Origin of the sequence: Leuconostoc lactis, assembly GCF_007954625.1 — a bacterium.
GTDB lineage: Bacteria > Bacillota > Bacilli > Lactobacillales > Lactobacillaceae > Leuconostoc > Leuconostoc lactis_A.
Genome location: NZ_CP042422.1, coordinates 1 through 14,959, shown reverse-complemented (window position 1 = coordinate 14,959; position 14,959 = coordinate 1). Strand labels below are relative to the sequence as shown.

The 14,959-nt window shown below is 36.8% G+C and carries 20 protein-coding genes; 4 read left to right on the top strand and 16 right to left on the bottom strand.

Annotation, left to right across the window (positions count from 1 at the left end; all coding sequences use genetic code 11):
* Positions 1–25: 25 nt before the first annotated feature.
* Positions 26–1,261 (bottom strand): MobV family relaxase, encoded by a 1,236-nt coding sequence (gene mobV, locus FGL80_RS08585; RefSeq protein WP_147002020.1) that lies wholly within the window; start codon positions 1,259–1,261, stop codon positions 26–28.
* 260 nt (positions 1,262–1,521) lie between these two features.
* On the opposite strand from mobV, the gene FGL80_RS08580 reads away from it, so the two are divergent.
* Together FGL80_RS08580 and FGL80_RS08570 are read left to right on the top strand one after the other, a co-directional pair.
* Entirely contained in the window at positions 1,522–1,779 is a 258-nt protein-coding gene (locus FGL80_RS08580; protein ID WP_244297974.1) for a hypothetical protein, read from the top strand.
* Between the two features lie 541 nt (positions 1,780–2,320).
* Positions 2,321–3,853: a multicopper oxidase family protein gene (locus FGL80_RS08570; RefSeq protein WP_147002019.1), complete on the top strand. Its 1,533-nt coding sequence runs from the start codon at positions 2,321–2,323 to the stop codon at positions 3,851–3,853.
* 752 nt (positions 3,854–4,605) lie between these two features.
* Here the strand turns inward: FGL80_RS08570 and FGL80_RS08560 are convergent.
* The 13 genes from FGL80_RS08560 to FGL80_RS08505 all read right to left on the bottom strand — a co-directional run bounded on the left by FGL80_RS08560 (position 4,606) and on the right by FGL80_RS08505 (position 12,051).
* Entirely contained in the window at positions 4,606–5,625 is a 1,020-nt protein-coding gene (locus FGL80_RS08560) for a polysaccharide pyruvyl transferase family protein (protein WP_147002018.1), read from the bottom strand.
* Positions 5,626–5,647: 22 nt separating this feature from the next.
* Positions 5,648–7,021, bottom strand: a complete 1,374-nt coding sequence (locus tag FGL80_RS08555) for a sugar porter family MFS transporter (RefSeq protein WP_147002017.1) — start codon at positions 7,019–7,021, stop codon at positions 5,648–5,650.
* A gap of 52 nt (positions 7,022–7,073) precedes the next feature.
* Positions 7,074–7,916 (bottom strand): aldo/keto reductase, encoded by an 843-nt coding sequence (locus FGL80_RS08550; RefSeq protein ID WP_147002016.1) that lies wholly within the window; start codon positions 7,914–7,916, stop codon positions 7,074–7,076.
* Positions 7,917–8,012: 96 nt separating this feature from the next.
* The gene (locus FGL80_RS09085) at positions 8,013–8,156 is read right to left on the bottom strand and encodes a hypothetical protein (protein WP_004909504.1); all 144 of its coding nucleotides are present in this window, start codon (positions 8,154–8,156) and stop codon (positions 8,013–8,015) included.
* 72 nt (positions 8,157–8,228) lie between these two features.
* Positions 8,229–8,477, bottom strand: a complete 249-nt coding sequence (locus FGL80_RS08545) for a GlsB/YeaQ/YmgE family stress response membrane protein (RefSeq protein ID WP_004909507.1) — start codon at positions 8,475–8,477, stop codon at positions 8,229–8,231.
* Positions 8,478–8,591: 114 nt separating this feature from the next.
* On the bottom strand, positions 8,592–8,882 hold the full coding sequence (locus FGL80_RS08540; RefSeq protein WP_227784245.1) for a DUF1345 domain-containing protein: 291 nt from the start codon (positions 8,880–8,882) through the stop codon (positions 8,592–8,594).
* Between the two features lie 135 nt (positions 8,883–9,017).
* Positions 9,018–9,551, bottom strand: a complete 534-nt coding sequence (locus FGL80_RS08535) for an Asp23/Gls24 family envelope stress response protein (RefSeq protein WP_147002015.1) — start codon at positions 9,549–9,551, stop codon at positions 9,018–9,020.
* 27 nt (positions 9,552–9,578) lie between these two features.
* Positions 9,579–9,779: a DUF2273 domain-containing protein gene (locus tag FGL80_RS08530; protein ID WP_084460067.1), complete on the bottom strand. Its 201-nt coding sequence runs from the start codon at positions 9,777–9,779 to the stop codon at positions 9,579–9,581.
* Between the two features lie 17 nt (positions 9,780–9,796).
* The gene (gene amaP, locus FGL80_RS08525) at positions 9,797–10,351 is read right to left on the bottom strand and encodes an alkaline shock response membrane anchor protein AmaP (protein ID WP_147002014.1); all 555 of its coding nucleotides are present in this window, start codon (positions 10,349–10,351) and stop codon (positions 9,797–9,799) included.
* Positions 10,352–10,375: 24 nt separating this feature from the next.
* Positions 10,376–10,621, bottom strand: a complete 246-nt coding sequence (locus FGL80_RS08520) for a GlsB/YeaQ/YmgE family stress response membrane protein (protein WP_147002013.1) — start codon at positions 10,619–10,621, stop codon at positions 10,376–10,378.
* A gap of 195 nt (positions 10,622–10,816) precedes the next feature.
* Positions 10,817–10,951 carry a hypothetical protein gene (locus FGL80_RS09250; protein WP_114667741.1) on the bottom strand — a complete coding sequence of 45 codons (135 nt, stop codon included), beginning with the start codon at positions 10,949–10,951 and terminating at the stop codon, positions 10,817–10,819.
* A gap of 34 nt (positions 10,952–10,985) precedes the next feature.
* Positions 10,986–11,108 (bottom strand): hypothetical protein, encoded by a 123-nt coding sequence (locus FGL80_RS09245; RefSeq protein WP_004909530.1) that lies wholly within the window; start codon positions 11,106–11,108, stop codon positions 10,986–10,988.
* A gap of 73 nt (positions 11,109–11,181) precedes the next feature.
* A complete protein-coding gene (locus FGL80_RS08505; protein WP_002827666.1) occupies positions 11,182–12,051 on the bottom strand; it encodes an SDR family oxidoreductase in 870 nt (289 codons plus the stop codon).
* A 797-nt stretch (positions 12,052–12,848) separates the two neighbouring features.
* Between FGL80_RS08505 and FGL80_RS09240 the strand changes: the two genes are divergently transcribed.
* On the top strand, positions 12,849–12,926 hold the full coding sequence (locus tag FGL80_RS09240; protein ID WP_420063249.1) for a putative holin-like toxin: 78 nt from the start codon (positions 12,849–12,851) through the stop codon (positions 12,924–12,926).
* 192 nt (positions 12,927–13,118) lie between these two features.
* Here the strand turns inward: FGL80_RS09240 and hxlB are convergent, their stop codons facing one another.
* Both hxlB and hxlA read right to left on the bottom strand, forming a co-directional pair.
* Positions 13,119–13,649 carry a 6-phospho-3-hexuloisomerase gene (gene hxlB, locus FGL80_RS08490; RefSeq protein ID WP_147002012.1) on the bottom strand — a complete coding sequence of 177 codons (531 nt, stop codon included), beginning with the start codon at positions 13,647–13,649 and terminating at the stop codon, positions 13,119–13,121.
* Positions 13,650–13,663: 14 nt separating this feature from the next.
* A complete protein-coding gene (hxlA, locus tag FGL80_RS08485) occupies positions 13,664–14,290 on the bottom strand; it encodes a 3-hexulose-6-phosphate synthase (RefSeq protein WP_147002011.1) in 627 nt (208 codons plus the stop codon).
* 125 nt (positions 14,291–14,415) lie between these two features.
* On the opposite strand from hxlA, the gene FGL80_RS08480 reads away from it, so the two are divergent.
* Positions 14,416–14,805, top strand: coding sequence for a winged helix-turn-helix transcriptional regulator (locus FGL80_RS08480; protein ID WP_036068633.1), 390 nt, complete (start codon positions 14,416–14,418; stop codon positions 14,803–14,805).
* Positions 14,806–14,959: the final 154 nt, after the last annotated feature.

The following is a 14,959-nucleotide window of genomic DNA, read 5'->3' as shown; positions in this document are numbered from 1 at the left end:
GACGGGCAAATAAGCCGTTATAACGTTAAAGACTGGGTCCTTTAAAAAGATCACGCGTTAATTCAATGATTCGATTAATTAGTGCTTTAACTTGTTCGATACCGCGATCTAATCTAGTTGGCGCTATTTTCGTATCTGGATCTGCTCTAGCTGTCGTCAGTGTTTTTAACCATGACTGGGCTACTTTTTTATTTTTTGTAAGTTCTTCATGATCTAGCTTATAAAGGACATACCGAGCCTCCACATCCGTATGGGCTATCTTGTCGACACCATAATCATTTTTAAGCATGTCTCGCATGGCATAATCCAGCTGTTGCTGTTTTCGCTGTCGCTTCTGAAGCGCTTGATGCGTTTCTTTCAGGTTTTGATAGTCTGCTTGGACGTCTCCTAATTGCGCTTTGACTTGGCCTAATGTTTGCTTGAGTTCTTCTGTCTCATGCTGGCTTTGTAAGGTGGCTTTCTTCATCGTGGCTAACACGTTTTTAAAGCGATCTAAGTCATCTGGCTTCAGCACCGTCTTACCAAAGAGGTTTTTAGATAAGGCTTGTTTAAACGCATCAATTTGTTTTTCGGCTAAGTCAACTTCCGTTAAGGCTTGATCCGTGATTTTAAGTACGGCCTGTTTAGCCCTAATATTGTCTTCAACGTCAGCTAGTTCGTTTTTTAAGGCGTTAAACTGATCATTGTATTTTTTGATTTCAGCGACATTCTCAAATGGTAAGGTTTTGTTATTTAAAATCCCTTGTTCATAAAAGGGCAGCACCTTTTTTAAATGTTGATCTAAATCATCATGAAAGGTTTGTAAATCATGGCGTGTGAGTACTTCTTTAGCGGATACTTTATAACGTGACTTTTTATCATCAAAAACGACGGGGACAAAGGCATAGTGCAAGTGAGGGGTTGTCTCGTCATAATGCACCACAGCGGCCACGGCATTTTCTTGACCATAACGTGCATTAAGAAAATTGGTGGTTGCTTCAAAAAAGGCGCTCTGTTGCTCGTAGGGGGCTTCTGTGAGTTCTTCAGGTAAAGTGACTATCCACGTCGCTAACGCCTTCACATCGTCTCTTTTCATGCAATAAACGTTATTTAAACGCGCATTGAAGCGTGAAAGCATATCAGAACCATCCGCCATGAGATCTTGATTCAGATAGGATTTCGACCCATCAATTTCTTTGTTCGTGTGATGGTCGGTTTTACGTTCAAAGTGAACCGCTAAACCAGGGACTGCGCCACGGGTATTTTTCTTTAAATGCGCCATCAAAAATGCCTCCTCAAAAAGGGTTTTCCAAGACCAGTATAACACCGTTAAAAATCTGGTATAGCCTGTTATACCAAAATAATATTTTGGACAGGCTCTGCGAGGCACGTCATCGACAAGCGATGACAGTAGCGTTTCCCCTTCCTACTGGGGAAACTGCTATTTTTTAGCGCCTATTATCCGGCTAGAAAAACCTCCGGCGGGTCACGCCGTGACGGGGCAATTTATCATTGCAGGATCACCTTCAGCGGGAGCATGTCATGCAGAACGCTACCCGCGCGGGGCAAGCTGATGTCAGCTTAACCACATTAACGTTTTCCTTAACACCAGAACAAAGTGAACAGATTGACCAGGCTGTTTATGCGGTTGTCCTGGCCAAAAATTACAAAACGACCTCTTTCTCAATTGATGAGAAGTTAACGTTGTCTGACAAAGAAGTCGCCCAACACAAATTAGTGGTCCGTTTACGCCTCCGCAAAAAGCACAAACAGCCGTCTCATAAACCGCTCACGGACTAAAATTTCACAAATAACAAAAGGCTAGTTGTAGGGATTATGAGAGCTAGACCAATTATTTTAAGCTCAATTCACAAGAACAGATCACAGAAAAAGCGCCAAACCCTATGAAATTAAGGTTTGGCGCTTTTAAATTGGCATAAGCTACATTATGGTAATTCGTTAAATTAGTAATACCCATATGGACTATATTGGTGTCCAGGTTTAGGTTGCGTCTTGCCATTCAATTGATCTAGAACCTTTTGAGGGTCGGCTGGATGGTATACATGTCCAATTACCCCTAAAACGTCGCCAATCCAATGTCATCCGCTAATTTTGTTGCACTCTGAATTAGATAACTTTTTATAGTTACTTAAATAGCTTTTCATAATATCGACTATGAGCGTAACATGATTAAATAGTTAAGATAATTACACTCTTCAGAATGCTAATATTATTCATAATTACTAAAAAGTGCTAGAATCTGAGATGAAGAGTGATCATTCATATCCTGTAATTTCAATTTTCAGTAAGTACACTGCTAAAAATATAGAGGAAAATTAAAATGGAACAGTCCAATAAAAAATATTTCTTTGATGAGCCAGCTTTTGATCTACATGATGGCGGATATGTACCTCTCATAGTAAATAATGCCCCGGAAATGCCTTTAAATATACCACCTATTTTAAAAGCAGATAGAGAGTCTAAAAATGATATCTACTATACCGTCACTGCAAAATCAGGGAAATCGCAAATATTGCCAGGGGAAAAGACACAGACATGGGGTTATAATGCTAATTTTTTAGGTAAGACTATTATATTTCACCGCGGTCAAAAAAATCATATCACTTTGAAAAATGACCTGCCAGAATTAACTACTTTTCATTGGCATGGAGCTGATGTTAGTGGCCCTTATGTTGATGGGGGTTGTCACGCGCCTGTTTACCCAGGGGAAATCAAACATATTAATTTTACGTTGAATCAGCCCGCTGCGACATTATGGTTGCATGCTCACCCATGTCCATCCACAGCAGAACAGGTGTGGCAAGGATTAGCTACAATGGTTATTGTTCAAGATGAGCATGAATCTCAATTATCAATACCAAGAAATTATGGAGTAGATGATATTCCAATTATTTTACAAGATAGACATTTTCACAAAGATAATCAGTTTGATTATCGTGCCGATTATGATCCTGATGGTGTTGCAGGTCCCACGGCTGTTATCAATGGAACAGTCAACCCATACTTCGATGTCACAACACAAAAAATAAGGTTACGTTTTCTAAATGGTGCTAACCGTCGGGAATGGCGTTTGCATTTTTCCGATGATTTGCCATTTGATCAGATTGCGGGAGATTGTTCTCTATTACCCAAGCCAATCAAGCTGACAGGTTTAATGTTGAGCTGTGCTGAACGTGCAGAAGTCATTATTGATTTTAGCCAATATCATGAAGGTGATGAGGTAACCTTATATACTGATCAAGTGCCACTATTAAAGTTCCGCATTCACAATTTCGCAAAAGATACTACAAAGATTCCCGATCATTTAATTAATTTAAAGAAACCGGCAGTTGAAACGTCATTACCCATTCGACATGTCGTCATGCAAGGAATGGATGAAAGTGTTGCCATAGATGACAAGAAATTTGCTATGGAACGCATTGATGCCGAGCAAATAGTTGGAGAGTATCAGTATTGGGATGTCACGAATAGTAACGAAAAACCGGGAATGGTTCACCCATTTCACATACACGGCACTCGCTTTTTAGTACTAACACGTAATGGAAAAGATCCATATCCAAATGAGAACGGTTTCAAAGACACCATTGGAGTTAACCCAGGGGAAACTGTTCGAATACTAGTTAAGTTTGATTTACCTGGTATTTATATGTATCATTGCCATATTTTAGAACATGAAGATGGCGGTATGATGGCACAAATAGAGATAGTAGATCCAAAAAAGCCGCATCAGAAGTATCAGTTAATGGATATGAATACTTTAATGAATGCGTTAGCTGAGGAGCGTGGTATTGAGTTATCTAATCTTTGGATGGCAGGTATGGAGTCGTACGAAAAAATGGGAATGAAAATGTAAGATTTTGCTAGAATACTTCCGATGACAAATGGTTGATCAATCATATTCGCTGTTAAACTATTGGTATGTTAAGATTAAGGGAACAGCATATTTAAAAACAAAACATCACTTTAACTACACTACAGTTTGCTCTTATACTAAAAAAATGGACTATTTTTATTCAGTCCGTAAAATGAAAGTATAGGAGTATTTTTATGTCAATTCGTTATTCACAATATTTCAAAGATTCATTGGTTAAACTTCACCAAGAAGGACGTTAACTTAAATCATTAGCAAAGGTATTTGGGCCTTCAAAAGATTCTATTGCTATTTGGCTTAAACAAGCTACCCCAATCATGATCAAGGGTCAGTCAAAGACTTTTAAAGACGTCAAGCACCTAGAGAAGCGTGAAGAAGTTTATTTGAAGGCATAGCAAACATCAACTGAAGTCCAAGCAGCCGTTGGTTGGTATATCAATTTTTATAATCGCAATCCTATATCAAATGTCGCCTAATTAACTGAATAAAAATAGTCCAATTTATTGATTTATGAGCACATGGAAATGCAACTAAAGCACAACTCATCGCTCATATGCTTCTTTTGTCCATTCTGGTTCTAGCTTTTTATATTAATGACCAATGGTTTGGGGTTGGTATCGGACTTGTAGCTTCACTATTTTTGCAAGGTCCTATTGTTGATTTAACACACAAAATATTCTTTATAAAAAATTAAATTGAATAGAAAAAGACATAACGCAAGTTATGTCTTTTTCTTACTTAGATATATTTTCTTCAATAATGTCATGGAGTTGTTGGAAGTCTTTTTTCACATTATAATCATGACGTTCCTGCTTCATCAGTTCCTTTAAAATACTTTCAATTCGATCGATATCGGTTTCATCTGTGTAATCAATCCAATTCACATGCTCTAACCAATCAAAGTACGCGTGCTTCCCTTTTCCATAACTATTTCCAAAAAGCAAGCATGGTGTCCCAGTGAGGACAGAGAAAACCATAGCATGCCAACGGTCTGTGATAATAATTTCTTGGTGTGAAAACAACTCCAGCTGTTGCTCAAACAAAGTGTCACGTGTGATTGGCGTAATCTCTTTTGGTTCATCTAATACGGTATCAACACGTTCCACTGGTCTGTCCCCACCGAGTATTTCTTTTATTTTATCAATGGTGGTTTGTTTGACAACCTTCTCTGAATCATGACGCAAAACAAACAAAGCCCCATTACGTTCAAATTTCCAGTCCACCGAGTTCATGTATAATACCATGTCCGGCGTGAAAATAACTTTATTGTCAAAAGTCGTAAGCATACGATGAAAGCTTTGTGCGTCGCGAGCTACAAGAACAAGATTTGGGTTCTTGCTATAAGCTGCCTGACTTATTCTTTTTTCAATCTCACCATCTTCATTATCCTCAAAATGAATTGATTGGGGAAATGAGATCGTAAGGTTGTTAACAAATGTCGAAAATACTTTACGCCTTGCCTCTTCGTGGTTGTGATACAAATTACCCATATTGCCACCACCAGTAAACGCAATAATATCATCTTTACGCAAATTTTCTTGGACAACAGGTATCGCCTCATCACCGTCTTCCTCAATAATTTCAATATACTGATAATTTGGAAATTCGTTCTCAATATATTTTCTTTCAGCCAATGATACTGCCTGATCACCCATATTTGTATAACGTGGTACACCAAACATATAAAATTTTGGACGATCATTTTGTGGAATTTCATGAACGACTTCTGCCGTATCAATGTAAAAATTAGCCATTAACTACACTCCTTTTTGGAGGCTATGATAGACTAGCTGTATCATAAGCCTTTGCCATTTTTTTACTATTGACAAACAGACTTGCTAACACAATACTTAATCCATTTGACATAGCAAAAACGAAAAATACCAATGCTGTTCCAAGAATAGCAACTAACTGGGGATAGATTAAACTAATGACGAAGTTGGTTATCCAAGTTGTTGCTGTGGCTACGGACATAAATTGCGCCTTAACCTTTCCAGGAAACATTTCGGCTAACAAGAGCCATGTAACAGGACTTACAATACCTTGATGATTAGCCAAAAACAACGTTAAACTGACAAGCACCAAAGCATTAGTTATTCCTTGAGAAAAAACACTAGATTTCATAATAGTTCCAAGTAGCGCCATAAAAACAACGTTACCAAGCAGACCAATAATCAACATGCGATGATGATTGGCATGTTCTATCATTCGAGTACCAAATATACTAGCAATAACAGAAACGACACCAATTAACACATTGGCGTACAAGGAGCCACTTTCACCCATACCAACTTTTTCAAGTAAAATTGTACCGTAATACATCACGGTGTTTACACCTGAGATTTGCTGAATCAGAGCAATCACAATTCCTGTCACTAACAAATAAAACAATTTTTTATTTTTTAATGCTATTGACCAATTAAATTCATTATCGTTTTGATCACTAGATTGATCACTTTGAGATTTGATAAGCTGGTTAGTATTTTCAAATCCCAATCGACGAAATATTTTTCGAGCTCGGTTAAAACGATGCTTTAAGAGTAACCATTGCGGACTACCGCTGATACGAAACGAGTTTACCCACAGAATAATTGATGGAACCGCACCAAAAATCACCATAACACGCCAAATTGGACCCCAATGGCCCCAGATGTTTCCTAATATTGCATTTACAATGAAAGCACATAACTGACCAAGTACAATAAAAATAGCGTTTTTGTTGACATTGGCGCTTCTTAAATTTTCCGGTGAAATTTCTGCTAAATACATTGGTGACAAACTTGATGCAGCACCGACTGCTAAACCTAATACAAATCGAAAAAGTGACATAAGCCAAAAGTTCATGGCAACAGCGCAAAGCACCGTAGCTATTGTAAATACGATTGCAATGATTCGTAGCGTTTTACGGCGACCAATTTTATCAGCAACTCGACCACATCCCAGTGCCCCAAAACAAGCACCAATAACCAATGAACTGGACACAACTCCTTGTAAGGTCGGTGTTAAATTCAGTTGGTCCGGACGGCTCATGAATGCCAGTGCACCGTTAATCACACCAGTATCGTAGCCAAATAGAAATCCGCCTAATGATATAACGTAAACACAGTAATGCAGAAAATCCAGCTTAACTTTTTTTGATTTATTTTTCATACTTTTAATATTCCTTTGTAAAAATTTTAAAAGTGAGAAAACCATAAATCACTTAAACAAATTCTTCGTATTCTTTTGGATCTTGGTCATCCACACGCCCATCTTTACGTTCCAAATCAGATATTTGGCTAACCTCAGTCTCTGTCAGTGTGAAATCAAAGATATCTAAGTTACGTCGCTGATGATGAGGAGTGGTAGCTTTAGCAACTGGTAAAATACCACGTTGTATATGCCATCTCAAAATAATTTGACCCGCATTTTTATCATATTTGTCGGCTAGTTTTAAAATTAACGGTTCTGTTAATTCGCTACTGCCTCGACCTAATGGGCTCCAAGCCTCAGTTACGATACCATACTCTTGATTAGTAGCCACCAATGATTCCTGCGGCCAATATGGATGAATTTCATTTTGGTTAACAGCCGGTGTGACCCCCGTTGCTGAAATAATCTTATCCAGATGTTCCTTTTCAAAGTTGGACACACCAATCGAACGAACTAGTCCACGCCTTTGTGCCTCAATTAATGCTTGCCAAGCCTCCACATAATTGTCCCGTTTAGGAAGTGGCCAATGAATCAAATAAAGATCCAAATAGTCTAATCCTAAACGAAGCAATGATTCTTCAATGATTTTCAGAGCATCTTCGAAATGATGATATTTACCAGGAAGTTTTGTTGTTACATAAAATTGCGAGCGTGGGATACCTGAACGACGAATAGCTTCTCCAACCGCACCTTCACTGTCATAATTTGTAGACGTATCAAGCAATCGGTAACCGATTTGTATAGCATTTAAAATCTGGTCAACGCCTTGATAACCTCGAATCTGAAAGGTTCCCAAGCCAATTTTTGGTAACTGATGCCCATCATTTAGTTCATATAACTCATTCAAACTCATTAAAAATGTCCCCTATTCTACTGCAAAAAGGTTTATAAAAAAGCCTAACTTGTTAACTAACAAATTTAAGCTTTAGTAGCAATACTGATATAATCCTTAATCAGCTTTTTTATAATCAGCGTTTTTTGGATCGTGTTCGTAAAGATTAGTATTTTCGGCAGTTGACTCAGGATCAATCTTTTCCTTTTGATCCTTAACCTGCTCTTCTTTATTTTGGTCCTTATTTTTGTTTTCTGTCATTATAAGTTTCTCCTACACCTACTTTCTGTCTAAAACAGTTAATTATAGTTTTACGCAGTGAGTTTTTATAAATTACTTATTTGTGCGACTAGTAATCCAAGATACGATTAAGACTAATACAATTGCACCAATAATTGAAGGAATAAGTGCCATTCCTGCTAAGCTTGGTCCCCATGATCCAAGAAGGCTTTCACCTAACCAAGAACCAATTAAACCAGCAATGATGTTACTAATCCATCCCATAGCTGCACCGCGGCTTGTAATTGCTCCTGCAATAGCACCGATAACTGCACCTACGATAAGTGTCCAAATTAATCCCATAATGATATCTCTCCTTCTGGTTCTCTATCAGAACCTAAGTGCGGATTACCACAGTCATATTTTTTCCGCAAATATTTAGCTTGCCCTTTTATCACGTTTGATTCTAAAAAGGGCTTAGTGACTACTAATCAAACTGGCTATAAAATTAATCATAGTGGCAATGAGGAGTGTACTAAAGGCAAAAGAAATGGGTGAGTGCCCTAATGCAACTTTTCGAAAACGGGTTGTAGAAAAATTTGTATCCGAAACTTGGTAAGTTATACCAATGGTATAGGCCAAATACAAAAAATCCCAGAAATTAGGCAGACCCTTTGCATTAAATGACACACCATCATTATTTTGGTAATAAATTTCTGTGTAATGAATAGCGTACAATGATTGAATCCAAGGCAAGCAAGAAAACATTCCCGTGTCTATGAAAAAATTTTTGAATTTTTATTCGCTTCGTAGCTTGCATCAACCTAGTTCTAATTATAAGAAGCACAACGTTTAGACCGTTGTGCTGAGACTTGCTACTGCAACTTCAAACCGCTTGTACGTTTACTTGACACGATTATCGTCATCGTTCACTGCTTGATAAGTTGTTTTTTTCACGGCATCAACGCCAGCTGAAGTTTTTTCTTTGATTGTGCTACCAGCGTCTGTTACGCGATCCTGTAAGCTTGTTTGTGATGCGTCAAATTCTTTTTGTGTTTGAATATCAACTACTTCAACATTTAACTCAACTAGCGTCAAACTTGTTGTTTCTCGCACCTGTTTTGTGATTACTTCTGTTAGTTGCTTATAAATATCATGTGCGTTGTGTCCATATTCCATGATAATATCTAAATCTACCGCAACTTGTTCTTTTCCGACCTCGACACCAATGCCATCAGTGGGGTTATCCGTATTCACAATTTTATTTTTAATGTTTGCGACAAAACCACCGTCAACACCTAGCAATCCTGTCACTTTTTCAATTGCATAGCCCACTACTTTTTGAATCACTTTGTCATTAAATGTTAATTCACCTTTAGGTTGACGATTCTCTGTTGCAGTATTTTGTGTAGTTGTAGTTTTTGTTTCTGTAGACATAATTAAATCCTTTCTATAGCTAAATAACTAATTTTTACGTGTAAATATTTTAGAGACAATTGACAAATCGAGATTATACGCTTCGAGCAAGTAGCCAATCCAACCTGCTAGTAAGGTGACAACTATAATCAAAATCGTCTTCCAAAATCCTACAGTTACCAATAGAGTTGACAGAATGAAACCCGCAAGACCACCAACCCAAATATTAATTGATTTTTTGTCTTTCATTATATCCGCACTCCTTTTTAAATCACACGTGTGACTTTACGCTTTGAGTTTGATTTCTGATTTACTTTAATATCAACTTTAATGGGAATTCGATTTATGCCAGCGAGTAAATCATTCAAGCTTTTCGTTAAATCGTATGAAATACGAGGTAATTCTTCGACTGTCGCCTGTTTATAAACTGAATCAGCAACAATATAAAATTTTCGTTGACGACGAGTATTTTTCAATCTCACTTTAATATTTGATAAACCTTCACCTGAGAGCTTTGTCTGAATAAACTGGTTGATACCATGATTACTCAACGCAAGCCGTCCTTCTTTGGTTTGCTTTAAAGGAATATCTGGTAATTCTACCGGCCATACCAATATGAGTAAAAACACAAGCACGGTCAGTGCCAGCAGTACGAGACCATAGTAATAAATGAAAAGATCACTCTTAAAGTTTAAATGTATATTAAACTCTGCTAAAAATTTGAAAACTTCATCAATTATTTTTGGCCATATCAACAAACAAAGCCCAACCAAATATCCGAGGCTGAAAATACTCAGAACAATTTTTTGACTTTTCTTCATATCATACCTCTCTATTACCTTATGCTACTGTTTTGCTCTCATACCAAACACCATTGACACGACTAGTACAAGAATCACAGCCCCAATTATCGAAGGAATGATTGCCATTCCCGCCAAGCTAGGTCCCCATTGACCCAACAAAGCCTGGCCAATAGCCGATCCGATTAGACCAGCAATAATATTGCTAATCCACCCCATTGACTCACCACGATTTGTGATAGCACCTGCAATGGCACCAATAATGGCACCTACAATTAATGACCAAATCATAATCTTTCCTCCATTATCTTTTCTATGAATTATGATATCCAATTCACTAGCCTAAATATAACACTATCGGAAAGCGTTTACAAAAATAACGCTTACCCCCTTTACAAAACAATGAAATTATGAGTTATTTTTAAAAGATTAAAAAACAACAGCTCCTCATCAATAAGTTGCTATCGTTATTATCTGTTCAATGATTTAATTATGGATTTTCTCTTCCAAACGGTCCCCAGCTTTGTCGATGCCTTTAGCTGCAAATATGGTCCCTCCAACCGCTATACCGCCTAGAATTAATGTAGATGCTAACAATACCTTAAGTACAGTTTTTAACATAGTTTTCCTCCTTTATGCCTAAAATGAAAATTTGTTAATCTTCTTTTGTTTTCTTCCAATTTCTGACAAAATAATAGAAACTGAACAATAATTGAGACAACGCCAAAAGCATCGATAGTTTATCCCAAAAGCCAAATTTTTTATTCTTTTTATCCATCTTTTCTCCACTTTCTTCGTTGATCCAACCAAATTTCTGATTAGTATCTTCGAAATTCAAAGGAGCTCATGATTCACTTTAAGCCACCAGTAACATTGATTGACTCACCTGTTACATAGCTAGATTCATTTGAAGCTAGGAAAACATAAGCGCCTGCTAATTCTGCCGGTTGACCAGCTCTACCGATGGGTGTCGATTGGCCAAATGTTGGAATGTTCTCCGGTAACTGTCCACCAACAATCTGCAAAGGTGTCCAAATGGGACCAGGTGCCACACTATTCACGCGAATCCCTCGATTAGCCAATTGTTTAGCCAAACTCATCGTCATATTCTTGATAGCAGCTTTTGTACCTGCATAATCCACGAGAAATGATGATGGTTGCTCTGCCTGAATAGAATTCGTTGTTATGATACTGCTGCCAGGTTGCATATGTGGTAAAGCCGCTTTAACAAGCCAAATGAGACTAAAAACATTTGTTGCATAAGTGTCGGTTATTTGTTGTGTCGACAAATTAGCTATATCAACTTCCGCTTGTTGTTTACCAGCTACTAACGTCAAAATACTTAAATCACCAAAAAATGAAACTGCTTCATCAATCAACTTTTGGCTGAATGCTTCATTCTTTAAATCACCTGGAACTAGCTTAATTTTACGACCCAATGATTCAATAATGCCCTTAACTTCTTGTGCATCTGGTTCTTCTTCAGGAAGATAATTTAACACAATATCAGCACCTTCATGCGCATACGCTATCGCCACAGATCTGCCGATTCCTGAGTCACCACCGGTTATCAGTGCTTTCTTATGTTTCAGGCGGTCATGCCCAACGTAACTTGCTGCACCATCATCTGGTGTTGGCGACATCTTGCTTTGTAATCCTGGTTCAGGTTGACTCTGTTTTGGAAAATTCTGCTTTGCATATTCTCCATTTATGTTTGTCATATAATTCCTCCCTTTTTCATACAATACTCAGCACAATCTTGACACGCACTAATAACGTGTATATTGTTTAACAAACACTTTGTTTGTTATGCCTACTATATCATCAGTAGAAAGCGGTTACAAAAATTTTGCCTAGATACTTGACAATGTAATTTTTTAATATCAGATGAAAACAAATCAAAAAAAGGAAGCGTGATGATTTAAAAATCACACTTCCTTTCTCAACAATATAAGAAAACCTTATTGATTAATTTGTTATAAACTCAGCATTCTTTTCTCCAATTTTGAAGTACTGACCTGTATTCCAATCTTTCAAAACATATCCCATTGCTCAGAAGTCAATGAATTGGACTATTTTTATTCAGTTACTTAGGCAACATTTGAGATACGATTACGATTATAAAAATGGATCAAGACAATAATTATACTGAAAAAAAATTACCAAAGATGACTACGGATAAAATATTTCATAATGCAATGCACGCAGTTGCAAATTTTTATTCTGTTACTATTCAATTAGATAAGACTAACTTCAATCATGAAACCAGAAAAATATATCTGGGTTCATTCAAAACATGTCGGATAATTATATTGAAAATAGAAAATTAGCCGTTCAGGATATTAGATCATTAATCATCAATAGGTAAATTACTGGTTATCCTGTATAATGGTTTGAGTAGAGAAGTTAAGGCGGTGGCTATTTCCTTAAAGGGGGTGGTGCTTATGGTGTAAAAACTATAAACTCACATTCTAGGAAAGGAGTAGCCTAAGTGTCCGTATCGGACGCTTTACAACTTATGCTGATGTTTGGTACTTTTACAGTTGCCTTACTAGCCTTAGTTGTTGAGTTGATTAAAAATCAGCAAAAAAAATAACCGCCTTAGCTCTGGCAAGCTAGCGGTTATTTTTAGTCGTTAATTAATGCTACCGTCTTACACGGCTCTACGTGGGAAGTCTTGTTCACGCAAGGCTTCCTTTTCTGTTTCTATTATAACACGACTATAAAAAATTGGGTAATAAGCTAAATCACAAAAATTAATATTGTCTTAACAACCAATATCCTGCTCTTATTCAAGATTAGCATGCCTCTTTTTTAATTCGAATTCGGAAATATTAAATTTATTCATATAGTTCATGACAAATAAATCGCCATATAACCAAACAGATTGTTCAAATAAACTTCCCATTGGTTGTTGTGTTATGTCGTTATTAGTAAACTTACTTTTACCTGATAGTATGGTGACATAGTCTGCTTTTTTATAGATCGTATTACGCGTGTTTGTACTCCATAGCCAAACTTTCGCGCCAATATTTTTTGCAGTGTCAACATATTGAATTAATTGACTCGTTTCTCCAGATGAAGAGGCAATAATTAATAAGTCTTTATCCTGAATAGCAGGTGTAGTCGTATCTCCTACAAAAAAAGTCTCTTTACCTAATTGCACAAGGCGCATAGCAAAAGCCTGTAATGCTAGTCCTGAACGTCCAAATCCCGTCAAAAAAATTCTATTGGTTGAATTGATAACCACTAATAACTCATCGGGAATATTTTTATCTGAATTATTATTTAGTTCATCAAGTATGCTTTCCCAATTCATAACAAACTCCTATATTATCCAAGCAATTTCTTGAATTCAGCTGCAGCTGTGGCTGGATCATCTACTGTAGAAATTGCTCCACCAATAATTAATAGATCTGGATTAGCCGACTTAATTTCCTCCGCTGCTGTTAATTTAATTCCACCGGCGATTGCGGTCTTTGTATTAGAAACATTGTTCTTAATGATATTAAAGGTTTCAAAGGGATCTTGACCCAAGGCTTGTAGATCATAACCCGTGTGAGTACCAATATAATCTGCTCCGAAAGCATCTATTTCACGAGCACGAGTTGCAATGTCTTGGACCCCAATCATATCAACCAATAACTCTTTTCCAGCTTCATGAGCTGCTTTTACAGCATCCTTAATGGATTGATCTTCGGCAACACCTAAAATCGTTGTAATATCAGCTCCGTAAGCAAATGCCTGATTCACTTCATATGAAGCGACGTCCATGATTTTCAAATCAGCAAGTAATGTAATATCTGGAAATTCCGCACGAATTTTTTTTAGTCCTTCAAGCCCAAAATTAATTACCAAAGGAGTTCCATATTCAAAAATATCAATACTATCTTTCGTCTTTTGAATTAAATCAATGGCTCCTTGGACATCTTCTAAATCAATTGCTAATTGTAGTTTCATAATAAAATAACACCTTTCATTTAATGATCTACATATTATATTACCTTACTGGTAACATTTAATAGAGGGCACTTCAAAGTAACCTAGTGCCTCTTTATATTTATTATCCATAAGGGAGTAGTATTATGTCAGATTATTTTCGAAATACTGTTATGAAAAAACTTAGTAATGGGGATTTTGATTGTACTAAAGAATTTACAGTATCAATGTTTAGCGGTAAGCATAAATTATTAATATTATGGATTTTAATAAATGATGGACCACAAGGCTTTTCATATTTTATGAAAAATCTGAAGGGTATCAGTAAAAAAGTTTTATCAAACCAACTGAATGAGTTAATGGCGGACCAAATTGTCTCTAAACGAGGATACTTAACTGGTAAAGTAAAACACACCGAATATCAACTAACGGATATAGGAGAAACGTTAATTCCCATCATAGTTGCTTTAAATGACTGGGGAGAAAATAGACTGAAACAAGTTACTTTAGTGAAAACATTTAATAACGATTTATAGATTTTTATCTGCTGCTTAAGATGCTCAGAAGTCAATAAATTGGACTATTTTTATTCAGTTAATTAGGCGACATTGGAAATACTATTGCGATTATAAAAATTGATATACCAACCAATGGCTGCCTGTACTTCTGAGCAATGCATAACGCTTCCGA